Below are 23,449 nucleotides of genomic sequence, written 5' to 3'. Positions count from 1 at the left end.
TCGTGTTAACTTGGGGCGTCATTGGTAGAAACTAGGTTAGGAGAAGCATCATGAACGCAATCACAGAGGTTGAAGTAGATAACTTGTTACAGCAAAGCCTCGAACGCTTAAAAGCGGCATATGCAGCCGAACCTTATCCTAGTGTGGATGAACGTAAACAGCGCCTCGTTTTGTTAAAAAAATCGCTGCTTGAGAACAAACAAGCTCTGGTTGAAGCGTTAAGTGACGATTTTGGCTATCGCTCAGAATTTGATACCGCTATGACCGACGTTTTGCCAACGGTCTCGCATATTAATTATACCCTCAAACGACTAAAAAAATGGTGCAAACCCAGCAAGCGCGAATCCGGCTTATTGCTCGCACCTTCTAAAGTCACCGTTCAGTATCAACCGTTAGGTGTCGTCGGGATCATTTCGCCGTGGAACTTTCCTGTGATTTTGAGCCTTGCGCCTTTAGTGACAGCATTGGCTGCTGGCAACCGCGTGATGATGAAGCTCAGCGAATTTACGCCAAAAACCAATAAAGTCATCGTCGATATTTGCCGTGGGTTGTCTGAGTATGTCGAAGTTTTTGAGGGTGAAGCAGACGTCGCACAAGCATTCAGCCAACTGCCATTCGATCACCTTTTGTTCACGGGTTCTACGAGTGTTGGTCGCGCAGTGGCAAAAGCGGCAGCGGAAAACCTTACCCCGGTGACGTTAGAGTTGGGTGGAAAGTCCCCGGTGATCATTGCAAAAGATGCAGACATGAAGAAAGCCGTTGATGCTATCTTGTTTGGTAAATGCATTAATGCAGGCCAGATTTGTGTCGCGCCTGACTACGCATTTGTACCGCAAGAACGTGTCGAAGAGTTCATTTCGCTATTCTTAAAACGTTTTGAAAAGCTCTATTTAAAATCCAACAAGAATCAAAAGCTGACCCATATTGTCAACCAACGACAATATGATCGTTTGACTGCGCTACTTGAGGATGCAAAAGCGCAAGGTGCTAACCTTCACACTGTTGAAGCGTCGCCCCAAGAGGAACGACTTCTGTATCCTCATTTGGTCACGGATGTGTCGCCGAATATGCGAATCATGCAAGAGGAGATCTTCGGGCCATTTCTACCTGTTAAGCCCTACAATGCCGTTGATGAAGCGATTGACTACATTAATCAGCACCAAAGACCACTTGCGCTGTATGTTATGTCGGACGACAAATCGACCATCAAACATATTGTACGCAACACCCACAGTGGTGGCGTCGGCGTTAATGATACGGTTTTACATGTTGGCGCTGAAGATGCGCCTTTTGGTGGCGTTGGTGAATCGGGTATTGGGCATTATCACGGAGAGGAAGGATTCAGAACTTTTAGTCATGCGAAAACCATTCTTCACACACCGAAATGGTTGCCAAGAACGAGCGTATTAATGCGCCGTAGGGCTATGGCGATAAAAGCGATCCAAAAGATCTTTGTTCGATAATAATTATGATTTGATTGATAAAAAACCGCCCGAATAGGCGGTTTTTTGTTTCTATATGCTCTGAAACGCTGGGCACCAAAGTTCGAGAAACTTCCTTCGCGTGCTACCAACAAAACAAAGAAAGGCTCTTGCTGAAAGAGCCTTGTTCAGGAAGTGTCGAGAGATCTTGGCAAGTTTAATGCAGAACTTCACTGCTGAATCTTAGATATCTACAGTCGTTCATCAGTTCTTTAAACGCCTTTCGGTCCAGCTTAATCAGAGTTTCATGATCGCCAGCTTCAAGGTAGACATGTTCCAAGTTTGCTAATCTTTCATCGCAAACTGTCGACATGTGGTAAGGACTACCAATCGGTGGAATAGCGCCGTGTTCACAATCGGTGAAGAGTCGGTAAACCATACGCTCTTTCACCAAGTGGAAGGTGGCGTTAAACTCGTCGTTTAATCTCGACAAACTGATTTTGTTGTTGGCAGGTAAGACCGCCATCATATGACGCCCTTCATGATCCTCTAGAATCACACCTTTTGCGATATTCATTAAAGGCACACCTGCTGCAACACCACTTTGTAGCGAGCTATGACTGTGGCTGTGATTCACGGTTTGAAAGTGAATGTTATGCTCAGTCAAATATTCATCTAATCGGGTTGCAATCGTCATATAGCCTCCACGTGTATGAGACCCATAAAAAGTATAGGTTAGTCGGGCGACAATCGCGCATTTTACTCGGCGACACTGACGCTCTTTACGCTCCTGTTCTACGCTTATTGCAAGCCAGCGAGAAAGCATGGTTAACAATAATAAATAGGGGGCAACATGAGCAAGCCAATCATCGCTGATAACAAGCCGATCAAAGTAGAGTTGAAAGCTGGGCAAGAATATTACTTCTGCCGATGTGGGCGTTCTAAAAATCAACCTTACTGCGATGGGTCTCATTCGGGAACCGGCTTAAAGCCAATGAGCTTTAGTGCGGAAAAAGACGAAGATGCCTATCTCTGCCAATGTAAGCATACCGCCAATGCTCCTTTTTGTGATGGTACACACAAGCGATTTACCGCAGAGCAAGTCGGTAAAGAGGGACCGGAACAAAAGCGAGAGAAAAGAGACAAACCAACGGCGTCTGCTACTCAAGAAGAGCCAACCCTCGAGTTTATCCACCAATTAGCGAGAGAAGGACTCTCTAAACTCGGTCATCATGGTCCGATGGCTGCAATGGGGGTTCCTAGGCATTTGCTACCACATTGGGATGCTATACAAATCATGGTGGCGCAAATGGCGACACAACCGTTGTTGGAAGACGTTCCTGTGTCTACCGAGTTGATTGTGGGACCAAACGCGCGTAAGCCGCTCAGACTCGCCATTCCTTTGTTGGTGTCGGACATGAGTTTTGGCGCACTTTCTGAAGAGGCGAAAATTGCACTAGCAAAAGGTGCAGAGTTGGCAGGGACTGGGATTTGCTCTGGTGAGGGTGGCATGTTACCGGAAGAGCAAGCCGCCAATTCACGGTATTTCTATGAGCTTGCTAGTGCTCAATTTGGCTACGACGAATCTAAGCTTCTTAATGTTCAGGCGTTTCACTTCAAAGGCGGGCAAGGAGCAAAAACGGGCACGGGTGGTCATCTGCCTGCAAATAAAAATGTAGGTAAGATCTCTCAGGTGAGAGGCATCCCCGAGGGACAACCAGCGATATCACCACCAACGTTCAAAGATCTTCACACTACTCACGATTTCAGAAAGTTTGCTGACAGAGTTCGTGGCATCACAGGCGGTATTCCAATTGGATTTAAACTCAGTGCCAACCATATTGAGCAAGACATTCAGTTTGCGCTTGATGCTGGGGCTGATTACATCATCTTAGATGGTCGCGGTGGTGGCACGGGTGCGGCGCCAACTATGTTCCGTGATCATATTAGTGTACCCACCATCCCTGCGTTAGCTCGTGCACGTAAGTACTTAGATGAAAAAGGCGTAAGTGACCGTGTCACATTAATCATCACCGGTGGGTTGCGAGTTCCTACGGATTTTGTCAAAGCGTTGGCACTTGGAGCAGACGGAGTAGCGATAGCAAACAGTGCGATGCAATCGATCGGTTGTGTCGCGGCTCGCATCTGCAACACCAATAATTGCCCGGCAGGCATTGCGACACAAAATGCCGATTTGAGGCAGCGTCTCGACGTTGAAAAGTCATCCCAGCAACTGAAAAATTTCTTCGAATCCTCGGTCGAGCTCATGCAAGTCATGGCGAGGGCGTGTGGTCATCACGCTCTGAATGAATTTAGTCATCATGATTTAGCGACCTGGGATCACAACATGGCGAGGCTGTCTGGGATTAAGTATTCAGGTATGGACTTAAACTGATCTCTATCCATATTTTCTACATATAGGTACATGTTTGATAACAATTATTTATTCGCTGAAATGTTTGAAATTTTGACTTGGCGTTAACTAAAAAAACAGTGTATGGACTACGCTGTTTGAGGTGGATATTCGATTTATTGAATAACAAAGAGTGGTTACCACAACCACGACACGAAGGAGCATTATATGAGCAAAGCAAACGGCGGTTCGGTAGGTAAATGTCCAGTTATGCATGGTGGGCAAACATCTACAGATAAGTCGGTGATGGATTGGTGGCCGAATGCCTTGAACTTAGACATCCTGCATCAACACGACTCCAAAACCAACCCATTTGGTCAGGACTTTAATTACAAAGAAGAACTGAAAAAGCTAGATGTCGAAGCACTTAAAAAAGATTTAAAAGATTTAATGACTGATAGCCAAGACTGGTGGCCTGCCGACTGGGGACACTACGGTGGTTTAATGATCCGAATGGCATGGCATGCAGCGGGCAGTTATCGTATTGCGGATGGCCGTGGCGGTGCTGCTACAGGCAACCAACGCTTTGCTCCTCTCAACTCTTGGCCAGATAACGCCAACCTCGATAAGGCTCGACGCCTTTTATGGCCAATCAAGAAAAAATATGGCAACAAACTAAGTTGGGCAGACCTGATTGTCCTTGCCGGTAACATGGCGTACGAATCCATGGGTTTTAAGACCTTTGGCTTTGCGTTTGGACGAGAGGACATTTGGCACCCAGAAAAAGACACTTACTGGGGCTCTGAGCAAGAATGGTTAGCCACAAGTGACGCTGATAACAGCCGCTACTCTGGTGAGCGAGATTTAGAAAACCCGCTTGCTGCAGTAATGATGGGTCTTATCTATGTGAACCCTGAAGGGGTAGACGGTAACCCAGATCCTCTCAAAACAGCACATGACATGCGAGTGACCTTTGCGCGAATGGCAATGAACGATGAAGAAACCGTCGCGCTCACAGCTGGTGGTCACACGGTGGGTAAGTGTCATGGTAATGGTGATGCCGCAAACCTTGGCCCAGAGCCCGAAGCAGCAGACGTTCATGAGCAAGGTCTTGGCTGGATTAATCACAAAACACGTGGTATTGGTCGTGACACGGTAACGAGTGGCATTGAAGGTGCTTGGACAACACACCCTACACAATGGGACTACGGATACTTCCACCTACTATTTAAGTATGACTGGGAACTGAAAAAGAGCCCAGCAGGTGCATGGCAATGGGAGCCAATCGACATTGAAGAAGAAGACAAGCCTGTCGATGTTGAAGACGGTTCTAAGCGCTACAATCCAATCATGACCGACGCCGATATGGCGCTCAAAATGGACCCTGAATATCGTAAGATTGCAGAAAAGTTCCAAAATGACCCTGCGTACTTTGATGACGTTTTTGCTCGTGCCTGGTTTAAGTTGACACACCGCGATCTAGGACCAAAATCATGTTATTTCGGCCCTGATGTGCCAAGCGAAGATCTTATTTGGCAAGACCCAACGCCCGCAGGTAAGGCAGACTACGATGTTGATTTAGTAAAAACAAAAATCGAAGCAAGTGGCCTATCCATTAGTGAGTTAGTAAGTACGGCGTGGGATAGTGCGCGTACTTACCGTGGCTCTGACCGCCGAGGCGGTGCAAATGGCGCGAGAATTCGCTTGGCTCCGCAAAAAGATTGGCAAGGGAACGAACCTGAACGTCTAAGCCGTGTTCTTGCTGTGCTAGAAAAAATAGCAGCAGAAGAGGGCTGTAGTGTTGCAGATGCTATCGTGCTTGCTGGTAACGTAGGTATTGAACTGGCTGCGCGTGCCGCAGGTCATGGTGTATCTGTGCCATTCGCGCCAGGCCGAGGTGATGCCACCCAAGAGATGACGGATGTTGAATCATTCGAAGTACTTGAGCCTGTTGCTGACGGTTTCCGGAATTGGTTGAAGAAAGACTACGCGGTTAAGCCAGAAGAGCTTTTATTAGATCGTGCTCAGCTTATGGGACTAACGGCGCCAGAAATGACGGTACTTATCGGTGGTATGCGCGTTCTAGGCAGTAACTACGGCGGTGGAAAAGAGGGCGTATTTACTGACCGAGTCGGCACTTTGTCGAATGATTTCTTCGTGAACCTTACTGACATGGCATATACGTGGAAACCAGTGAGTGCTAATCAATATGAAATCCGTGATCGTAAAACCGACGCTGTGAAGTGGACGGCTACTCGAGTGGATCTTGTCTTTGGTTCAAACTCGATCCTGCGTTCGTATGCGGAAGTGTATGCGCAAGATGATAATCAGGAAAAATTCATCCATGACTTCATCGCCGCATGGACGAAAGTCATGAACGCGGATCGTTTTGACTTGCAATAAGTGAAACGATGTTCATCGATAGATGCGTAAACAAAGTTGATGAATAAGTAAGAGAGGCGGGCGAAAAGCTCGCCTTTTTCTTTACCTATCTTTTTACTTTGATTGTTACTTTGATTGAAAGTTAAGCTCATTTGAACCATAATAAATGGACCATATGAACCATAGGAGCTTGATATGGCAACTGCAGCATTAAAAAGCTTCAAACCGAAACAACCTCATAAAGCCAATTTCTGGTTTATGTTGGGTATTGAAGACGCTGAAACAGGTCGCACTGATGCGGTTCACAAAGGCTTTGAGCCAAAGGTGTATCGCAATATTGTTGAGCGTGTGAAGCTTTCTCAGAGTGAGTTTCAAAACGTCACATTGATACCTGTCAGCACGGTTAAGCGTCGTCTAAAAAACGATGAACGCTTCAATACGCAAGAAAGTGATGCAATCTATCGATTAGCGATGTTATTGAAACTCGCGACAGAACTGTTTGACGACGAAGAGCGCGCGTTAAAATGGATGAGAGAGAATGTGTACGGCTTAGGTGGAAAACGTCCACTTGATATGGTCTCGACCACGGTGGATTTTGAAATCGTAAAAGATTTGATCGGCCGTTTAGAGCACGGGGTATTCTCGTAATATGAAGCTCTATCGTCTCACACAAAAGAAATTCGCTGACACGCCATTCAGCCCCGTTGGCGCAAAGTTGTTTGGAGGGCGATGGAATTCAAAAGGAACCGAAGCCCTCTACTTCTCTGAATCGGAATCCCTTTGCTCGTTGGAAGTATTTGTTCACGTAAACAACGATCCTGCTATCACCAAACTTTACGATTTATATCGTATTGAAATGCCAGAATACCTCATCGCCACCTTAGATGAAGAAGATCTCCCTGTGACGTGGCGAGCAATACCGGCGAGCGAGTCTACGCAGTACATTGGTGATCAGTTTCTCAATGATCCTCATCCAGAGTTTGCCGCGCTGCAAGTGCCTTCAACGATTTCACCTCGTGATAAAAACTATGTGGTGAATCCAAATCATCCCAAAATGAAAGAGATCATCAAGAAAGCCGAAAAGCTCGATTTCGCGTTTGATCCGCGAATTTTCAAATAGACGCGCTGGCTTTGTCTTGCTTTAAAGCATTCAGCGCTTACCTGAGATAAGCGCTGAAGCATAAAAGTTTATTCCCTTGGTTATTGTCGGTCGTAAGTGAACTGTTGCGCTTCATTTGTAGTGTTGAGGTAATGCCCAAGCACCAACTCAGCACCTTTGTAAGATAAATGGCTGTCATCCGTATACATCGCATTGTTTGCTCCAACTCTCATTCGACATACGCCATTTCTGCAAATGGCATCGGTCAAGTCGACAAACTCAACGTGCTCAAATTGCTCAAAGTAGTTCACTAACTTCGCCACGTTTTGAGGGTGATGTTGTTTGGGAGAAAAGTCGCAGGCAGACTCTTCTGTCTCGCCAAACAAACGCGCTTTCCAAAGGCATTCTCCTACCGCAAACGGTGCAGAAGGGGTTGGACCGAAAACGACCACTTCCTTTCCTTTCAGTTCATTCAATAATTTGGTTAATGATGCTTCATAATCGGCTTGTGAAAGCTCTTTATTGAAATTAGAAGAGATAACCACACGACGAATGGAAGGGGTACTTAGGATGGTATCGACAGCCTCATTGAAGAACTGTCGGCAAGAAATTGAGCCAGCAGCTTCTAGGATGTCGACATAACCGACCGCACAGGAATCTTGAGTAAGTTGCACCACGCCAGTTGGTGTTACTTCGGATAGACGCTTCACGTAAACCATGCTGTGACTATTGCCTAACACAGCGATGGCGGGCTGCGGCGCAGACGAGCACACATCGTTAACGTTGGTGTTGCCGTTGCAATCTAAACCATAACCGTTGTTAACGCGCATAGCCTCGAAAAATGCGCTTCTTTCTGGAAAACCACCGTTTTGATGACCGATAACGCCGAGCGTTAGCAAGGGCAACGTCAACAACACAATAACCGCGGACACAGTGCGCATGCTCATGGCTTTTCGGCTACGGAACGGCTTTTCAATAAAGCGCCAAGTGAAGTAAGAAAGTACAAAAAGAGTGACAACGTAAAGTGGGATATTGATGTCTTGTGTTGTGTCCAACACGTAGCGGTAAAAGACAAATAATGGAATGTGCCACAAGTATAAGCTGTAGCTGATTAAGCCGACGAACACGACCCACTTTAGGCTCAGTAATCTACCGCAGACATTGTCTTTAGAGGCAAACAAAATCACCAACGCGCTACCGATGACCGGCACCAGCAGCGTAATGCCCGCGCCATCTTGCGATTTTTCAAACAAAAGCGAGGAAGCCAATATCAAAACGATGCCAATGGTTGCTAGAGTATCGTTAGATTGAACTTGGACTTTTCTCATCACTAATGCGAGTAATGAACCGGTTGCCAGCTCCCAAGCGCGAGAGAAGATCATGTAAAAAGCGAAATCAGGATCGTTGCTCGCGTAGACAATAGTCATCAAACTCAGCACAAATACCGTGATAAAAAAAGTCAGGTAAAACGCGTTTTTGCCACGAGCGAGTAGCATGAGTAGCAAAGGAATGACAATGTAGTATTGTTCTTCAACGCCCAAGCTCCATGTGTGGAACAGCGGGTTGGCTTGATCTTCTAAACCGAAGTAATTGTGGCCTTTCAAATACAGAAGAATGTTGGATGAAGAGAGAATGGAAGACACTGCAAATTGACCAACGTCTTTGTGTGCTTGCGGCAAAAATAGCCACCAAGACATCAAATAGCTGACGGCGATCACCACCAGTAAGAGGGGGAGTATGCGACGAATGCGTCGCTCATAAAAATCACCAAGGCTGAACTTCTGGTTTTCTAAGTCGTTAATCACGATGGCAGTGATCAAATAGCCGCTGATCACAAAGAATACGTCGACGCCAATAAAGCCACCAGCGAATTGCTCAACTCCTGCATGAAACAAAATCACCAACGTGACAGCAATCGCCCTTAATCCGTCTACTTCTGCTCTGTAAGTCATATCGTGTTGCTCCAACATTCCGTTTAATGAAGTAGAGCAAAATATGAACCAGAAATAATGTTTATTTAAATCAGTGCCTTAAAGTGATTGTCAAAATGAAAATGCTAGGTGGGTTAACGAATTCCCAAATTGAATTTCAATATGGAAACCCCATAAAGAATGATCTTAAGAAGCGCTAAATCAAAGAACGTAAAGCGCGAGGCACTTAGACTTCATTGAAAATGATTACGCTAAAGAAACGATGACAGAGAATACGATTCAGGAAAAAATTGCCAGCTTTACTTGTATCGAAGAGGCTTTGGATTACTTCGACATCGAGTTTGATAGCCGATTTATCGAAAACAACCGAACCGAGTTGGTTAAGAGGTTTAACGGCTACTTAATCCTCACTAAACCGGATGATTGGTTTTCAGGTCGTCGTGCTTTAAAGAATGCTTACTGTAAAGTACAACGCCGTTTGCTCAGTAAAACGACGCGCTCTGCGTGCCGAGGTTGTACATCTTGTCAAAGACGTTAATTCTGGTGGCTTGCCTAAAAAGAACCCTGCATCTTGGCGTCACAGGGGGAAGAGCAAGGTTCTTTTGGGTTAGCTATTGGTTTGTCGCGAGTTGCGAATCAGCTTTACGTAGATGAATTAACCCGCGTGATACGCAGGGTAGTCCACTAAGCCTTTTTCACCGCCGCCGAACAATGTGGCAGGGTCATGTTCTGCCAGTGGATAGCCATGTTTGATGCGGCTTGGTAAGTCTGGGTTTGCAACAAACGGACGGCCAAAGCCAATCATGTCAGCTAAACCACTTTCGATCGCGTGTTGCGCCTTTTCAGCGTTGTAACGACCGGCATAAATCAGTGTACCTTTGTACGCCTCACGAACTGCGGTTTTAAAGTTGTGCGGAGTGTCTGGCGCGTCGTCCCAATCTACTTCTGCAATGTGAATGTAAACCACATTGAGTTTATCAAGCAGCGCTGCAGCGGCGGTGTAGGTTTCGACTGGCGTACTATCAACGGTGCCATTTAACGAAGTGAATGGTGCAAGACGAACACCAACACGCTCAGCGCCAATAGCTTGCGTCATCGCTTCTATCACTTCACCAAGAAAACGCAGACGGTTTTCAATAGAGCCACCGTATTCATCGGTGCGGTTATTCGCTTCAGAATCGATAAACTGGTTAACCAAGTAGCCATTCGCTGCATGAAGCTCGATACCATCGAATCCGGCTTCTATCGCGTTTAGGGCGGCTTGGCGGTACTCTTCAATAACGTTCTTGATGTCTTGTTTGGTCATTTCACGTGGCTCAACCACGTCGACAAAACCCGGTTCGTCTGTGCCGTTATCGACAAATACTTTCACGTTTTCTGCTTTTAGCGCAGAAGAAGAAATAGGTTGCTCACCGCCAATGTTATCAGGGTGAGTCACGCGACCAACGTGCCACAATTGCGCGAAGATAGTGCCGCCATTCTCGTGCACCGCATTAGTTACCCTTTTCCAGCCAGCAATTTGCTCTGGGCTGTAAATGCCTGGTGTCCATGCATAGCCTTGACCCATTGGCGAAATTTGTGTGCCTTCAGCAACGATTAGGCCCGCTTCAGCACGTTGAGCATAGTAGGTCGCCATCATATCGTTAGCGATATTACCTGGTTGAGAAGCACGAGAGCGCGTCATCGGAGGCATAACGATACGGTTTTTTAATGAGAGAGAGCCAAGTTGAATGGGTTGAAATAATGCGTCTGTCATAGGAAACCTCGTTATTTTTGAGTTTGGATGAGTTCGATTTGGTAACCATCGGGATCTTTAATGAACGCGATGTGAGTTTCTCCGCCTTTCATTGGACCTGGCTCGCGAGTAACGTTGCCACCAAGCGCTTTAATTTTTTCGCAAGCGGCGTAAATATCTTCAGACCCCAGTGCCATGTGTCCGAATGCGTTACCCAAGTCGTAACTGTCGGTATCCCAGTTATAAGTTAGCTCGATGGTCGCGCCATCTGGTTGATCAGTGTTACCAACAAACACCAGTGAGTAACGGTATTCTTGGTTTTCAAAACGATCCAAAACACTCATTCCCAGAACTTTTGTATAAAATTCGATAGATTTGTCTAGGTCAGCTACACGGATCATCGTGTGGAGAAACTTCATAAGTCGCCTTTTCATAACGTTGCGTAATCACTATGCAAACCATATCGCCACTCTAAATAAACTGGAAATTATCGTTAATTATTAAAATGATTATTTAGTGTTATGAAAAGCGAGGTTGCTGGCCCTGCAACATGCAAACAAAGATTACTCGCCGTTTCTTTTTAATTGTTGGCATATGCTAATTACTCTTTTGAGAAACCGAGTAACTATCATGTCCACAAACAGCTATTGTCATTACACTCACGAATCTCATCATCAATGTACGGTTTGTTCTTCAATTAATGTGAATCCGAACTCTTTGGCCGTGAACTACCAATACCTAGCCGATGGTTCTGTTGTCGGAGAGTTTCACGTTTTACCGCGTCATCAAGGTTACACAGACCTGTTGCATGGTGGTATTGCCAGTTCGCTTCTCGATGGTGCAATGACGCATTGTTTGTTATCTAGAGACATTCAAGCCCTTACGGCGCAGTTGGATGTGCGCTACCATGCACCTATTCAGTTAGATGATCGAGTCACGATTACTGCACACTGTGAAGGTGAACGACGCGGTATATATCAACTGGTGGCTCAATTGCGGGTCAATAGCGAAGTTAGAGTGACGGCTAAAGGGAAGTTTATTCGTCCTAAAAAGGCATAAATAAAAACGTGTTCTACGGAGAGGCAATGAAGAAATTTGATGAGCTGTATGCAATTGCGACGAGAAAATCTCAATATGACCAAACCAACACTTGGTTTAAAGGCGTAGAGACTTATCTGGAGGCCATTGGCAAAGAAGTTGATGAAGTCCGCGAAGAGATTCGTGAGGATCGCCTTTGTCATTTGGAAGACGAGTTAGGCGATGTGTTGTGGAACTACCTTAACGTATTAAAAGCGCTGGAAAGAGAAAAGGGTATAGATCCTGAGAAAGTACTCGAAAGAGCCTGCAACAAATACGATCAGCGTGTATCTGCGATTGAGTCGGGACGCAGTTGGGATGAGATAAAACAGCAGCAGAAACAAGCCTTGAACGCAGAGCATGAAGCCGCGCAGTTAGAAGATGTAAAGAGCCAATAACTGCGCTTGGTATTGAAAGGGTTGGTTAATAGGGAATACCTAGTCAGCCCTTGGAGCTGTTGACCAACAGTAGGTCACAAGGTGGTTGATCAAGTAACGTGTCTACAGTGCTGCCAGACCAAAATTGAGATGACATGCTTCGTTTACATGCCCCCATAATCAAAATCGCTGCTTGTGATTGCTTAACTGCTTTTGGTAACGCCGTTTCAGGGTTTCCTTCTGGCAGCAGTAGTGGTACTCGAGTTAACCTTTGCGCACTAATAAAATCTGTAATGCCTGCTTTTTGGTTGCTTAATATCTCTGCACGATAGCGAGAGAGGTATGGCGCGACGTATCGGCAGTAAACGAGCGTCATTTTCCCGCTTAAGGTTTGTTCTAATTTTGAGCCTCGCGAGACGATGGCTTTATCTACTATCGACTTTTCATCCCCTCGATGAAGTGGGTCGATTGCACAAAGCATGTTGGCGTGAGAAGGCCATGAACGCTCACTCAGTAGCAACAAGTCGCAATCTTGTTGTGCTAGTTCTGTGAGCATCGTTTGAATCTCGTGTTTGTTAAAGTGTCCCACGAGCAGTAAGTCAGTGTGGTCAACAAGTCGTTTCGCAACTTGCTCAACCCAATGGCTCCCTTTGAAATGCTCGTAAGAGAGCGTTGGTGTTTCAAGCTCTTCTTCTTCACAAAGTTCGACAATTAATGCGTTGAACTTTAAGGTCCAAGCTTCAAACTCAGCTTGTCTTTTTTCTATATGGTCAGAGTTGAAACTGAGAAAATGAGCGAATGCGTGATCTTCACTTCGGCGATGGTCTTCCACTAAAACTACAATAGGCTGAGCCAGCGCTGTCGAAAATTGAATCACTTTACGAAGCACCTTACGACTTGGTAAGGCGGCCTGCTGAGTCAGAAAAAATACAGGTGCCATTGATTACTCCATTATCAAACAAGGCGAATGAGCCTGACACACATTCAAGTCTATACCATGAACTGATGCAGAGGCGTTTTGTTTCTGCGAGCGAAATATAAATTCCGCAATTAAGTCAACTATCGCCTAGAATTTTAACATCAAGAATTCATGCCTTCGGATAGCACATATCGTCAATGCGGCGAATGTGGTAGTGAAAGCTATAGGTAAAAGTAATGATAGATTCCAACCAATTGCAAATTAACCGCAAAGTGCCACATTTGCTTGCTGAGATCATTAAAGCGATAGAATCGACCGAAGACTTGAGCTTTTTGAAAGACTATCAAGAAGCACAGATTGCGAACATTTTGGAATCGGTCAACATTGCTTACCGTAAGCGTGTCATAGAAGCAGTGCCGCCTGAGAAGTATTGGACGGTATTAAATTTGCTCCGATACGACACTGCCAAGCACATTCATCAATCACTCAATAAAGACTTACAACATGAACGCTTGGCGTACATAACGGATTCAGAACTGATCATCTTTGCGGACTTTCTACCGACCGAATTTGTAGATGAATACCTTATTGATCAAAGTGAAGAGTCTGTCGCGCATATCCAACAAGCATTGTCGTATGAAGACAACAAAGTTGGACGTTATGCCGAGCCTCACTTTCTGGTCGCAAACCCTAAAAACAGCGTAGGAGGCATCAAAACCGAGCTGCTAAAACGTGGGCAAAGTCCAGTGCGGTTGATTATTGTGCGTGATGCAAGTGGTGTGATTGGTACGATAGAGCCGCAAACCCTGTTGCTGCACGAAAATCATATCAAACTTACCGACTTGACCGTAGTTACGCCAATTCTAGAAGATATTCAAACGATTCAAAGCGTCAGCAAACAAGTCTCGATTGATGGTGGAGCACATTGGTTTCCTATCATGGCTGGTGGCAAAATTATGGGCGTCTTGTCGATGGCGACCATCGCGATTACGTTGCGCGAACTCAGCCTACAAGCTGTAGTGGCAGAAAACGTACGAAGCGAAGAAGATTTGTTCACACCATTAAGCGTGGCGACAAGGCTAAGAGCACTTTGGCTGGTGATTAACTTGCTGACCGCTTTCGTAGCCTCCGCCATCATTGGGCTTTTTGATAATGTGGTCGAGCAAGTCGTTGCGCTTGCGATCTTAATGCCTGTCGTGGCGAGCATGGGCGGCATCGCGGGTAGCCAAACCTTAGCGGTGGCCATTCGAGGTATCGCACTAAACCACTTGCACCAAAGTAACTTGAAGCTATTGGTGAATAAGGAATTAAAAATCGCCACCATTAATGGCTTGATCACGGGATTAGTCATCGCGGGTGTCGTCTACATGGTGTTTGACTCTTGGCCATTGGCGTTTATTATCTGTTGTGCCATTTTCCTCAATAGTTTGGCGGCCGCGGCATCGGGTACGTTGATACCATTCACGTTGAAGAAGTTTAACATTGACCCCGCCGTGGCTGGCTCGGTAGTATTGACGACCGTTACCGATGTCGTCGGTTTCTTTGCGTTCTTAGGCTTAGGTGCCATTTTCTTGATATAGATATCCAATTGACGCGTTAACCATCAGAACCAATCGCACCACTTCCCAACCCAGTATTTTGGGCGAGCTTGCTTCGCTCAGCATTCCTCCGTTTTCCATAACCGATGAACACGTCGTTTCGGTTCTTACTTTGTAAATCTCTTCACTGCTCAGTTCTATTCCCCCAAATTTCCCACTACCGATCTCGCTTAACGCTGGCGTGCCAATTTCAAACGCCAAATGATGCCCATTTTCTTGGCTGTACACGCATTACTTCACTCAAACAAAAAAATAAGGAAAAGATTTTGAACAAACTCATCGTATTCACTGGTGGTCCCGGTGCAGGAAAAACCTCGGTTATCGAACAACTAAAAACACAAGGCTTTATCTGCGCGCCAGAAACCGGCCGTCAAGTAATACAAACGCAGGTTGCCAATCACGGTTCAGCATTACCTTGGAATGACAAACAAGCTTTTCGAGACGAAATGATGAAGGCAGAAGTGAGCAATTACCGAGCTTTCAATGCCCACCAAGGGGACGTGTTTTTTGATCGCAGTATTGTGGACGTATATGGCTACAGTAAGTTGGAACAACTTCCAATCTCGCATGAGCTCATCACGCATTGCCAGATGCTTCGTTATCATTCTCAAGTATTCATTTTTCCACCTTGGGCATCGATATTCAGCAACGACGAAGAGCGAAAGCAAGATTTTTCTGAAGCGGTGGCTACGTATCAACAGATGGCCAGCGCTTATCACAAATTTGGTTATCAATTGATCGAAGTGCCCAAAATGTCAGTCGAAGACAGAGTAGCGTTTATTCGCGGCTCAATCATCGAATAAGGCTGAAAGATGATTGATGCAAACAAATGTGTAAGGCGATTGTGACCACGACGACAATATGCGTAAAGGGAGTTATTTATACTGGATAAAATTCAATAACTTAATTGAGTGTTATGTCTTTTAAATATCTTACCTTATTGCTCGCAACGACGAGCATGAGCAGCTTTGCTGATGTAGGCCTGCCTTCGGGGGATGATTGGTTAAACCATGTGACGAATGGCCTAGCCCCATATTGGATGATGGAAAGCGCGCATGGACAACCTGCGGGGAATTTTCCGACTTTTCGTTGTGATAACGGTGTCATTCTCGACCCACAAAAGCCGTGTGAAGAATTAAACAAAAGGTGGATTAGCCCGCACTTCGATCGCGAATACACACGCATGAAATCGCGTCAAACTTACGCTTATGGCGTGCTTTTTCATCTTACGGGTGACAAACAAGCATTAGAGCTGGCAAAGAAAGGGGCTTATTACCTGATTGATCATCTACAAGATGAGAAAAACGGCGGTTTCGTGAGCTTTACGCGTAGTGGAAAACCGGGGATGGAGTGGCAACAGCGAACTTCTCAAGACCAAGCTTACGCCTTGGTGGGCTTGGCGATGTACTACTACTTGACGCAAGATCCAAAGGTTGAACAAGCACTTATCGACCAGCAAGCGTTTATATTTAAACAATACCGACGAAGCGATGATCGCGGTTTGGCGTGGGTTTTGAAAGATGGTGATGGAGAAAGTGAGAAGCAGCAAGAGTTAGTCGCTCAACTTGACCAAATTAATGGCTACTTGTTGTTAACGGCGCCACTTTTACCAGAGCCAGCGCAAGCCAAGTGGAAGCAAGATCTACAATGGCTGACGCAAGTGATGCTGGATAACTACCACTCCGACAAAGAGCAGCGCTTTTATGGCGCGATACACCACAAAGCGGTAATGATGCCAGATGCGAAACACAATGATTTTGGACACACCATCAAAGCGTATTGGATGACGTATCTCAATGGTCAGTTGTTGGAGAATTCCAATTGGACAGAGTTTGGTTTCAAAGGAATGAAACACACGCTTAAGCAAGCGCAATACCAGCAAAACTTTGAGCAAGTCAAAGCGCTTTTCTCACCAGAATGGCAGAGTAAATGGACGCAAGAGAGCATTCCTGCTTGGCAATCAAGACCATACAAGCACTATAGCTCGTCTTGGGAGTGGGCAGAGCTCGATCAAGCGGCAATGACAGTTTCTCTTGTCGATGGTTCGATGAAAGAAACGCTTCAATACACGTTACCCACTTTTATGGACGTATGGGTGGATCATCAATATGGAGGAGTCGGTCTGAGTCCTAAATCAACCAAAGCGTTCCATTGGGGAAATGGTTACCACCAGTTTGAACATGCGTTGGTCGGGTATTTGTACGCGCAACAAATGGCAAAACAGCCTGCCAAGCTTTACTACGCACGACCATCAGAGAGCAAAATGCCACTTAATCCGTATTACTTTAGCGCAGACGTAAAATCGTTGTCGTCACAAAGTGATGGAGTCACCATCGCGACATTCACCAATATTCGACCTTAGGTTGGTCGATGGTGATGTGTTGGTTAAAGTCCGCGTAAAAGCCAAATTGTAGCAGTAATATCAATAAAGGCTAACCAACTGGTTAGCCTTTATTTTTAATAATCTTACATATAATGGTGACAACACATATAGTTAACGAATGTTTATTTGCAATGACCGCTGAGTGTTTCTAACAAATATCTAACTATAAATTAACTTTCATTGATTAGGGTATATCTCACAACTAGGACAACTTAGAGCTTGGAACTTTATGCAATCCTGTTCATAATGATGGTTTTGAGAGAATCATTATGTACATTTCTATACTAACGCACGAGAGAGATACGCCGTTATCAATAAACTACATTAATTACATGTATCCAGCTGACAAACTATTTAGCTCTTGTGTCGAACTAAGAAGCAAATTAGATAATGAGAAAATTCCCGTTAATACCATAAAAGATACTTCTCTTGCGGGACCATTACGTAAGCTTCCAAATGATATTACAGGTGAGAAAAGGTTACAAAAGCTTAAGGAACAGATAGATCGCAACATGGCGGTTAAGTCTGGTATGTTAACCGATCGAATGCACTGGAAAAACAAAGCTGTTATTCCTTCACGTAAATTTTCGTCTCTAGCTCCAATACAGTCGTCAACTCTAGCTTCTACTGCAATGAAAGCAAATAGTGGAAGGGCCATGGCCTTAGGGATGGTATTACAGAAAGGCAGAGCTATGCTTCTCTTTGATATTATCCGACAAAACGTTAGAGTACTAGCTAATCGAGTACACAATGCAAATCTAGAATCATCTGGCTGCATTTTGATTGTTAATGTGAAGTATTTGAAAGTCGAAAGGGAATATGGGAAAGCTCCTCAACTATCTAGAGTTTCATTAGCAAGTATAATTTCTCAAGAAGACAAGTATAACTTTGATTCGAGTGTTTATGTTCGTGGTCAAATTGCCAATATGTGTGAAGCTAGTGCTAAAGCTCCTATCAATACAAAGTTTCAAATTGTAAGCGGTCAGTATGACGATTCATACTCGACAGCAGTCTTGTTTATCAAATGCACATGGGAATAACATGAGAATTGTTAACGTTTTATTAGTAGTGCTCCTTGTTACGGCATGTAACGATACTACGTCAAAGTTTGAGGCAACTAAAACGACAGAAAGCCTCCTAACTCAGGCCCGAGAAGCTCCAGAGCAGTTGTACAGCAAAGCAAATAAATTTTATGAACAAGGTGATGTGCAAGGAGCAAAGTCTTTATTGATCAAAGCTATCGAAGTGGATGATGTTCATAGTAAAGAGCTTTTAGGGGTAATCCTTCTGAAAGAGCCAAAAGTCATGGATGTTAAGCGGGGCTTTTCTTTAATCTCAGAGGCTGCTGATGATGGGTTGGCTAGTGCACAATTTTATTTAGGATCATGTTTGTATGATGATGGCTGTGGTTTACCTGAAAATAAGGTGCTTTCAGCCTATTACCTGACGCAAGCGTTAAATAATGGTGAAGGTGGTGCACAAATGCTACTTGGATTTCTAGATGAAGAAATAGGTGACACTGCGATTGATCAAAAAACATATGCGGTAGAGCTGAATCGCTATATAGAACAACTCAATTAATATTGCGGCTTAATGTTTTATAGGGTTTTAATCGAACCTCAAACAGAGAGTGCTGGACTTCTACAAAGCAGTAGAAGCCACAGCGAAGCTGCAACAATAATCGAGTGTGTAATAGAAAATAAAAAGCCGTCAGAACCACTGGTTTTGATGGCTTTTTATTCTATGACAGGTAGAGACTTCAATTTTCAGCGCGATAGGTCCATGAAAACTTAAGTGAGATTCCAATCACGTCGCATAATCTCACTAGTGTCATTGGAAATAAATGAATTGTTTCTGATACATAGAACGTATTAACATGGTTGCATTGGGCCCATATGAATAAACTTATTGAATATACAATTTGAGAGAGAGGGTTTAGTTTTAAAAAATAACAGTTAGTTGGAATCTAGGTTAAATGAAAATAAAACTATTTAAAAAGCTACAAGTTGTATTTCTTGTGGTGTTGTTTCTCTAGGTTGTCCAAGCGGAAGCATGATCTAAAACGCTTATTTTATTCAAATAAATGGAAAGAAATGAAAGTGGAATTAAAAAGTAACTATTCAGAATCAGAAATGAACCAGCCACCATCGGTACTTCTTGTTACGTCTCTGTTGTGTTTGGCGTCCGTTTGTTGGGCTGCATTGCTGTTGGCCATTGAATATATTGTTGGGATAGAAATGAGTGGTACAGGCTTTCTTAGCACGTTAATCCCAGCCATGAGTGTTGGTTATTACTTCGGCTACAAGACTGGAGATGTAATGCCATCAAAAACAAGATGGTATGCTGTTTTACTGTGGACTTTAGCAAGTTTGGTAGTGTTCTCTCTTATCTTAATGTCGTTAGATATTTCTCCGTTTTATTTATTATCTGAGCTCGGTGGGGTAAGTATTTTTATTGCTATCATAATGCTAATAACGATTGGCATCGCCTACTTAATTTTAAAAAGTGGTGAGAAAATGGCGATTAGAGTATTACTCAAAGCCAAGGAAAGTCAGTAGATAAAATACAACAAACGATTCAATTAGGATCATGACAAGACGCCAGCCATAATGTGCTGGCGTTTTAGTTTCCTGTTTGTAGGATTTTTTGTTTAAAAGGCAAACCCATTTATTGTGTTGTCGTTTGAGTTAATGGTTTATGCCTTGTGCGCAAGATAGCTTAGCAGGTTTATGTATCGAGAAACGTGTGTATAATTCTCCACGAATTACGATTTATAGATATGAAAGGTAAGTATGGCAGTCCTCGAAATTCTCTCCATTCCAGACCCAAGGCTTAAAGTAAAAGCAGAAAAAGTCACTGATGTATCGACAGTACAAACGCTGATAGACGATATGCTAGAAACACTTTACGCAACGGGCAATGGTATCGGTTTAGCTTCAACCCAAGTAGGCAGAAAAGAGGCGGTTGTTGTCATCGATATCTCTGACGAACGCAATGATCCTTTAATCTTAGTCAATCCAGAAGTGGTGAGCGGAGAAAACAAAGCACTTGGTCAAGAAGGGTGCCTATCTGTTCCTGAGTACTACGCAGATGTAGAGCGTTACACGTCAGTTGTTGTTTCTGCACTAGACCGTGATGGCAACCCGATTACAATTGAGAGCGGTGAGTTCTTGGCGATTGTGATGCAGCACGAAATTGACCACCTATCGGGTAACTTGTTTATTGATTACCTTTCACCGCTGAAGCAAAAAATGGCGATGAAAAAAGTGAAGAAGTACGTAAAATCGCAAGCTAAGTAATATGAAAGGAAGTAACTCACAACCGCGAGTTACTTCCTTGTAAATCAAGAATAGGACGGTAGGGAGAGCGGTTTATCTCTGCTTTTGGGGGACATAACGCTTTACGACCTTCATAAGCTTCTGAAATGAAGAACAGTCCATATGTGCCTCATGAGGGCAGGTGGCAACATGGTTTAGGCTGTCTCGCACCGCTTTCAAACGTTTTATTTGCTCATCAATCTCAAGTGCCTTTTTCGTTAGTAAGTCACGATCGATATATGGCTTTGAAACTTCTGATTGATTCAACATTTCTGCCATTTCGTTAAGCGATATTCCAGCGATACGCCCCAAACTAATTAAATTGAGTGTATTGAGTACCTCTGGTGAATATTGGCGTCTCAATCCATTCCTTCCTATCGAGCGAATTAACCCCAGCTGTTCGTAGTACCTGAGCGTTGAAGTCGGCAATCCTGATTTTCTAACCACTTCTGCAATATCCATATTATTCCCCATTGACTTCAAGTTGGCTTTAAGTTGTAGCATGCAACTAAGACCTTAACAAATCAAAAACTTGAGGAGAGAAAAATGCTGCTTTTAATGGGATTGCAAGCGGTGCTAATAGGGATTGGTGCCACTTTGATAATGGATTTATGGGCATGGTTACAAAGGAGAGTGTTTGGTATTCCTTCATTAAACTATGCGTTGGTTGCGCGCTGGGTTTTGTACATGCCCCAAGGAAAGCTTATGCATGCGCCAATTATGGCGTCAGAGGCGATGCCGGGAGAAAAGTCACTTGGCTGGTTTTTGCATTATGCCATCGGCGTTACTTTCGCTTTGGCTCACGTTACTGTTTTTGGTCATCATTGGTTGGTAGAGCCCAGTCTAATGCCCAGCTTAATTACAGGCGTGGTAACGTTGATCTTCCCATTTTTGGTCATTCAACCTTGTCTAGGATTTGGTTTTGCTGCGAGTAAAACCCCAACACCTTGGAAAGCCCGTTTTCTTAGCACATTGGCGCATTTGGGTTATGGTTTGGGTTTATTCATAGCCGGGTTTGCAATCAAAGTTACGAGCCAGTATTTTGCATAGATAACATGAGCATCATGCAAACGAGTGGTTTTTATCTATGATGCTCAACTCTTGGTTGTTTTTTGCGCTTTGATCATAGTTGACCGATATGTTCGAAGTCTGTTGCATTTATCCAAGACGTAAAGTCGGCGGACATTTAACATTGCCTTAACGTCAGAATGGCAAGCGGTTTACCAAGAAAAACTAAAATTATCTGGTTTGACATAAAGAATATTAAGGGTTTCAGATGGCTTCAAAAGTGGCAGGGATATCAATACTGAGTTTATTGGCAGCGCCAGTTGCGATGGGAGAAACAGCCAGTGCTTATGATTTATGTTTGCTAGACAAAATAAAGCAAAGCAAAGGTGAAGAAACCATAAAGAGCATTCGCGCGCAGTGTGAGCTTGACACAGTAACCAGCACAGTGCCCGCAGATCCAGAAATTGAAGAGCCTGAAGAACTTCAGGAAAGTTTGGTCGACAAGCGTTTGGAATCAGAACGAGAAAACGCGTTCGAACCGTTTAGTCTGGTCGCGCATCGCGTTAACTATATTCTTCCGTTTACGTACAGTGATCGAGTAAATAAACGCGCGTATGCTGACACCAAATACGGCGATGAACTGCGTAAGGAAGAGGCGGAGTTCCAAATCAGTTTTAAAGTACCAATGAACTATGATGACTTGTTATTTGATGGCGATGGTCTGTTTTTTGGAATGACTCTTAAATCATTTTGGCAGGTATACACGGGTGCAGCATCTCGTCCATTCCGTGAAACCAATTATCGTCCAGAGCTTTTTTACTACACCCCAACAGACTGGAAACCACTTGATGGTTCGACTTGGTTAGGTTTTGGTATTGAACATGAGTCTAACGGTCAGAGACAGGAGCTATCGCGCAGTTGGAACCGTGTCTATGCCAACGTAACCTTTGCAAAAGACAATTTTGCGGTTTCTATCCAGCCTTGGTGGCGTATACCTGAAGATGAAAAGACATCGCCTAATGATCCCAAAGGTGATGATAACCCGGATATCGAAGACTATATGGGACACTTTGAGCTATCGAGTGCTTACAAGTGGAATGGTTACGAGTTTACCTTTTTAGGTCGCCAGAACTTTCAAACACATAAGGGTTTTGCAGAACTGGGTGTGTCATTTCCGATTTGGGGCAAAGTTCAGGGGTACGCACAATACTCAGCGGGTTATGGTAAGAGCTTGATCGACTATGATCATAATCAGCAGCGGATTGGTGTTGGTATTGCAATCAACGGTGTTTTGTAGTTTTTCGTAGATGGATAGAAATTAACACTGGCAATTGAAATTTCAATATTTAGAATGCGAGGCTGAAATTGATTTCTAACCTAGAGTGATTTTATGCTTCGTGATTACACCTTCGATTGTCTTGTAACTATGCCTCGCCATGAGCTGGAAGAGTTTAGTGCTCGTATGATCAGTAAAATGGTGCCAGAAGACGTGATGAATGAGCTGTTCACTTTTGATCAAGAAGAAGTGGATAGTGAAGACCGCATGTTGTCTGCACGTCTTGATGCAATGCTACGCATGACAGCAATCGCACTGAGTGAAATTCAACAAGCGTTTGATGACTCAGACAACGCAAAGCAAAATAGCGAGCGAATGACGCGATTGGTGCTTTGGCATTTCTACGCGATCTCATTCCGTTTGGAAGAGGCCATCACGCTAGAAACACACTGTGCTCTAGTGGAAAAACTAATCGAAAATGCACCTTCGGATGTTTTTGCGTGGGTAAAAACATTGACGGAGCTGCTGCACACTTACGCTGAAATCAACGCGAAAGAGAATCCTCAAGACTAA

Annotated in this window: 25 protein-coding genes; 18 read left to right on the top strand and 7 right to left on the bottom strand. The window is 44.3% G+C overall.

The window, feature by feature from the left end; all coding sequences use genetic code 11:
* Positions 1–50: 50 nt before the first annotated feature.
* Entirely contained in the window at positions 51–1,463 is a 1,413-nt protein-coding gene (locus R7H07_RS01125) for a coniferyl aldehyde dehydrogenase (protein ID WP_025767833.1), read from the top strand.
* A gap of 175 nt (positions 1,464–1,638) precedes the next feature.
* On the opposite strand, the gene R7H07_RS01120 is transcribed toward R7H07_RS01125, so the two are convergent.
* Positions 1,639–2,118, bottom strand: a complete 480-nt coding sequence (locus tag R7H07_RS01120) for an aminoacyl-tRNA deacylase (RefSeq protein ID WP_005376501.1) — start codon at positions 2,116–2,118, stop codon at positions 1,639–1,641.
* Between the two features lie 156 nt (positions 2,119–2,274).
* Between R7H07_RS01120 and R7H07_RS01115 the strand changes: the two genes are divergently transcribed.
* The 4 genes from R7H07_RS01115 (at position 2,275) to R7H07_RS01100 (ending at position 7,276) form a co-directional block, all read left to right on the top strand.
* Positions 2,275–3,816: a glutamate synthase-related protein gene (locus R7H07_RS01115; protein ID WP_206958811.1), complete on the top strand. Its 1,542-nt coding sequence runs from the start codon at positions 2,275–2,277 to the stop codon at positions 3,814–3,816.
* 186 nt (positions 3,817–4,002) lie between these two features.
* Entirely contained in the window at positions 4,003–6,177 is a 2,175-nt protein-coding gene (gene katG / locus R7H07_RS01110; RefSeq protein WP_206958812.1) for a catalase/peroxidase HPI, read from the top strand.
* A gap of 174 nt (positions 6,178–6,351) precedes the next feature.
* On the top strand, positions 6,352–6,804 hold the full coding sequence (locus tag R7H07_RS01105) for an antitoxin Xre/MbcA/ParS toxin-binding domain-containing protein (protein WP_005376498.1): 453 nt from the start codon (positions 6,352–6,354) through the stop codon (positions 6,802–6,804).
* Between the two features lies 1 nt (position 6,805).
* On the top strand, positions 6,806–7,276 hold the full coding sequence (locus R7H07_RS01100; protein WP_005376497.1) for an RES family NAD+ phosphorylase: 471 nt from the start codon (positions 6,806–6,808) through the stop codon (positions 7,274–7,276).
* Positions 7,277–7,356: 80 nt separating this feature from the next.
* Here the strand turns inward: R7H07_RS01100 and R7H07_RS01095 are convergent, their stop codons facing one another.
* A complete protein-coding gene (locus R7H07_RS01095) occupies positions 7,357–9,207 on the bottom strand; it encodes an acyltransferase family protein (RefSeq protein ID WP_206958813.1) in 1,851 nt (616 codons plus the stop codon).
* Positions 9,208–9,448: 241 nt separating this feature from the next.
* On the opposite strand from R7H07_RS01095, the gene R7H07_RS01090 reads away from it, so the two are divergent.
* Positions 9,449–9,724: a nitrogenase-stabilizing/protective protein NifW gene (locus R7H07_RS01090; protein ID WP_017635333.1), complete on the top strand. Its 276-nt coding sequence runs from the start codon at positions 9,449–9,451 to the stop codon at positions 9,722–9,724.
* Positions 9,725–9,841: 117 nt separating this feature from the next.
* Here the strand turns inward: R7H07_RS01090 and R7H07_RS01085 are convergent, their stop codons facing one another.
* Complete coding sequence (locus tag R7H07_RS01085) at positions 9,842–10,942, bottom strand: alkene reductase (protein WP_206958814.1); 1,101 nt, start codon at positions 10,940–10,942, stop codon at positions 9,842–9,844.
* Positions 10,943–10,953: 11 nt separating this feature from the next.
* Entirely contained in the window at positions 10,954–11,340 is a 387-nt protein-coding gene (gene gloA / locus R7H07_RS01080) for a lactoylglutathione lyase (protein WP_017635331.1), read from the bottom strand.
* A 211-nt stretch (positions 11,341–11,551) separates the two neighbouring features.
* Between gloA and R7H07_RS01075 the strand changes: the two genes are divergently transcribed.
* Both R7H07_RS01075 and R7H07_RS01070 read left to right on the top strand, forming a co-directional pair.
* The gene (locus tag R7H07_RS01075) at positions 11,552–11,980 is read left to right on the top strand and encodes a PaaI family thioesterase (protein ID WP_086047438.1); all 429 of its coding nucleotides are present in this window, start codon (positions 11,552–11,554) and stop codon (positions 11,978–11,980) included.
* Positions 11,981–12,006: 26 nt separating this feature from the next.
* Entirely contained in the window at positions 12,007–12,396 is a 390-nt protein-coding gene (locus tag R7H07_RS01070) for a MazG nucleotide pyrophosphohydrolase domain-containing protein (RefSeq protein ID WP_005376487.1), read from the top strand.
* A 43-nt stretch (positions 12,397–12,439) separates the two neighbouring features.
* Here the strand turns inward: R7H07_RS01070 and R7H07_RS01065 are convergent, their stop codons facing one another.
* The gene (locus R7H07_RS01065; RefSeq protein WP_047101465.1) at positions 12,440–13,315 is read right to left on the bottom strand and encodes a universal stress protein; all 876 of its coding nucleotides are present in this window, start codon (positions 13,313–13,315) and stop codon (positions 12,440–12,442) included.
* A 215-nt stretch (positions 13,316–13,530) separates the two neighbouring features.
* On the opposite strand from R7H07_RS01065, the gene R7H07_RS01060 reads away from it, so the two are divergent.
* On the top strand, positions 13,531–14,874 hold the full coding sequence (locus R7H07_RS01060) for a magnesium transporter (protein WP_206958815.1): 1,344 nt from the start codon (positions 13,531–13,533) through the stop codon (positions 14,872–14,874).
* Here the strand turns inward: R7H07_RS01060 and R7H07_RS01055 are convergent.
* The gene (locus R7H07_RS01055; RefSeq protein WP_176225766.1) at positions 14,851–15,120 is read right to left on the bottom strand and encodes a hypothetical protein; all 270 of its coding nucleotides are present in this window, start codon (positions 15,118–15,120) and stop codon (positions 14,851–14,853) included. The two genes, R7H07_RS01060 and R7H07_RS01055, sit on opposite strands and share 24 nt — an antisense overlap.
* A gap of 38 nt (positions 15,121–15,158) precedes the next feature.
* Between R7H07_RS01055 and R7H07_RS01050 the strand changes: the two genes are divergently transcribed.
* The 6 genes from R7H07_RS01050 to def all read left to right on the top strand — a co-directional run bounded on the left by R7H07_RS01050 (position 15,159) and on the right by def (position 20,574).
* Positions 15,159–15,695, top strand: a complete 537-nt coding sequence (locus tag R7H07_RS01050; RefSeq protein ID WP_149192057.1) for an AAA family ATPase — start codon at positions 15,159–15,161, stop codon at positions 15,693–15,695.
* A gap of 113 nt (positions 15,696–15,808) precedes the next feature.
* Positions 15,809–17,254 carry an AGE family epimerase/isomerase gene (locus tag R7H07_RS01045; RefSeq protein ID WP_206958816.1) on the top strand — a complete coding sequence of 482 codons (1,446 nt, stop codon included), beginning with the start codon at positions 15,809–15,811 and terminating at the stop codon, positions 17,252–17,254.
* A gap of 290 nt (positions 17,255–17,544) precedes the next feature.
* Positions 17,545–18,315: a hypothetical protein gene (locus R7H07_RS01040; protein ID WP_065275259.1), complete on the top strand. Its 771-nt coding sequence runs from the start codon at positions 17,545–17,547 to the stop codon at positions 18,313–18,315.
* 1 nt (position 18,316) lies between these two features.
* Positions 18,317–18,856 carry a tetratricopeptide repeat protein gene (locus tag R7H07_RS01035; protein WP_065275260.1) on the top strand — a complete coding sequence of 180 codons (540 nt, stop codon included), beginning with the start codon at positions 18,317–18,319 and terminating at the stop codon, positions 18,854–18,856.
* A 512-nt stretch (positions 18,857–19,368) separates the two neighbouring features.
* Positions 19,369–19,833, top strand: a complete 465-nt coding sequence (locus R7H07_RS01030; RefSeq protein WP_065275261.1) for an ABZJ_00895 family protein — start codon at positions 19,369–19,371, stop codon at positions 19,831–19,833.
* A gap of 234 nt (positions 19,834–20,067) precedes the next feature.
* A complete protein-coding gene (gene def / locus R7H07_RS01025; protein WP_054576019.1) occupies positions 20,068–20,574 on the top strand; it encodes a peptide deformylase in 507 nt (168 codons plus the stop codon).
* Between the two features lie 72 nt (positions 20,575–20,646).
* Here def and R7H07_RS01020 read toward each other — a convergent pair whose 3' ends face one another.
* Positions 20,647–21,054, bottom strand: coding sequence for a helix-turn-helix domain-containing protein (locus tag R7H07_RS01020; RefSeq protein WP_206958817.1), 408 nt, complete (start codon positions 21,052–21,054; stop codon positions 20,647–20,649).
* Positions 21,055–21,138: 84 nt separating this feature from the next.
* Here R7H07_RS01020 and R7H07_RS01015 point away from each other — a divergent pair, with 84 nt between their 5' ends.
* The 3 genes from R7H07_RS01015 (at position 21,139) to R7H07_RS01005 (ending at position 23,449) form a co-directional block, all read left to right on the top strand.
* Entirely contained in the window at positions 21,139–21,642 is a 504-nt protein-coding gene (locus tag R7H07_RS01015) for a DUF2938 domain-containing protein (RefSeq protein WP_005376471.1), read from the top strand.
* A 226-nt stretch (positions 21,643–21,868) separates the two neighbouring features.
* The gene (locus R7H07_RS01010) at positions 21,869–22,897 is read left to right on the top strand and encodes a phospholipase A (RefSeq protein WP_005376466.1); all 1,029 of its coding nucleotides are present in this window, start codon (positions 21,869–21,871) and stop codon (positions 22,895–22,897) included.
* Positions 22,898–22,990: 93 nt separating this feature from the next.
* The gene (locus R7H07_RS01005; RefSeq protein ID WP_005388759.1) at positions 22,991–23,449 is read left to right on the top strand and encodes a hypothetical protein; all 459 of its coding nucleotides are present in this window, start codon (positions 22,991–22,993) and stop codon (positions 23,447–23,449) included.

It is taken from the genome of Vibrio sp. Vb1127 (assembly GCF_033338735.1).
In the GTDB taxonomy this organism is placed as follows: domain Bacteria; phylum Pseudomonadota; class Gammaproteobacteria; order Enterobacterales; family Vibrionaceae; genus Vibrio; species Vibrio alginolyticus.
The sequence above is the reverse complement of the archived record's forward strand: the minus strand, read 5'-3'. Positions and strand labels throughout refer to the sequence as shown.

What these genes read in the sequence shown, in the direction of transcription:
- R7H07_RS01030 (WP_065275261.1), top strand. Translation starts at nt 19,369, where the DNA reads ATGAAAGTGGAATTAAAAAGTAACTATTCAGAATCAGAAATGAACCAG.
- R7H07_RS01015 (WP_005376471.1), top strand. Translation starts at nt 21,139, where the DNA reads ATGCTGCTTTTAATGGGATTGCAAGCGGTGCTAATAGGGATTGGTGCC.
- R7H07_RS01070 (WP_005376487.1), top strand. Translation starts at nt 12,007, where the DNA reads ATGAAGAAATTTGATGAGCTGTATGCAATTGCGACGAGAAAATCTCAA.
- R7H07_RS01085 (WP_206958814.1), bottom strand. Translation starts at nt 10,942, where the DNA reads ATGACAGACGCATTATTTCAACCCATTCAACTTGGCTCTCTCTCATTA.
- R7H07_RS01065 (WP_047101465.1), bottom strand. Translation starts at nt 13,315, where the DNA reads ATGGCACCTGTATTTTTTCTGACTCAGCAGGCCGCCTTACCAAGTCGT.
- R7H07_RS01105 (WP_005376498.1), top strand. Translation starts at nt 6,352, where the DNA reads ATGGCAACTGCAGCATTAAAAAGCTTCAAACCGAAACAACCTCATAAA.
- gloA (WP_017635331.1), bottom strand. Translation starts at nt 11,340, where the DNA reads ATGAAGTTTCTCCACACGATGATCCGTGTAGCTGACCTAGACAAATCT.
- R7H07_RS01010 (WP_005376466.1), top strand. Translation starts at nt 21,869, where the DNA reads ATGGCTTCAAAAGTGGCAGGGATATCAATACTGAGTTTATTGGCAGCG.
- R7H07_RS01100 (WP_005376497.1), top strand. Translation starts at nt 6,806, where the DNA reads ATGAAGCTCTATCGTCTCACACAAAAGAAATTCGCTGACACGCCATTC.
- R7H07_RS01090 (WP_017635333.1), top strand. Translation starts at nt 9,449, where the DNA reads ATGACAGAGAATACGATTCAGGAAAAAATTGCCAGCTTTACTTGTATC.
- def (WP_054576019.1), top strand. Translation starts at nt 20,068, where the DNA reads ATGGCAGTCCTCGAAATTCTCTCCATTCCAGACCCAAGGCTTAAAGTA.
- R7H07_RS01045 (WP_206958816.1), top strand. Translation starts at nt 15,809, where the DNA reads ATGTCTTTTAAATATCTTACCTTATTGCTCGCAACGACGAGCATGAGC.
- katG (WP_206958812.1), top strand. Translation starts at nt 4,003, where the DNA reads ATGAGCAAAGCAAACGGCGGTTCGGTAGGTAAATGTCCAGTTATGCAT.
- R7H07_RS01040 (WP_065275259.1), top strand. Translation starts at nt 17,545, where the DNA reads ATGTACATTTCTATACTAACGCACGAGAGAGATACGCCGTTATCAATA.
- R7H07_RS01060 (WP_206958815.1), top strand. Translation starts at nt 13,531, where the DNA reads ATGATAGATTCCAACCAATTGCAAATTAACCGCAAAGTGCCACATTTG.
- R7H07_RS01120 (WP_005376501.1), bottom strand. Translation starts at nt 2,118, where the DNA reads ATGACGATTGCAACCCGATTAGATGAATATTTGACTGAGCATAACATT.
- R7H07_RS01125 (WP_025767833.1), top strand. Translation starts at nt 51, where the DNA reads ATGAACGCAATCACAGAGGTTGAAGTAGATAACTTGTTACAGCAAAGC.
- R7H07_RS01035 (WP_065275260.1), top strand. Translation starts at nt 18,317, where the DNA reads ATGAGAATTGTTAACGTTTTATTAGTAGTGCTCCTTGTTACGGCATGT.
- R7H07_RS01005 (WP_005388759.1), top strand. Translation starts at nt 22,991, where the DNA reads ATGCTTCGTGATTACACCTTCGATTGTCTTGTAACTATGCCTCGCCAT.
- R7H07_RS01115 (WP_206958811.1), top strand. Translation starts at nt 2,275, where the DNA reads ATGAGCAAGCCAATCATCGCTGATAACAAGCCGATCAAAGTAGAGTTG.
- R7H07_RS01095 (WP_206958813.1), bottom strand. Translation starts at nt 9,207, where the DNA reads ATGACTTACAGAGCAGAAGTAGACGGATTAAGGGCGATTGCTGTCACG.
- R7H07_RS01020 (WP_206958817.1), bottom strand. Translation starts at nt 21,054, where the DNA reads ATGGATATTGCAGAAGTGGTTAGAAAATCAGGATTGCCGACTTCAACG.
- R7H07_RS01075 (WP_086047438.1), top strand. Translation starts at nt 11,552, where the DNA reads ATGTCCACAAACAGCTATTGTCATTACACTCACGAATCTCATCATCAA.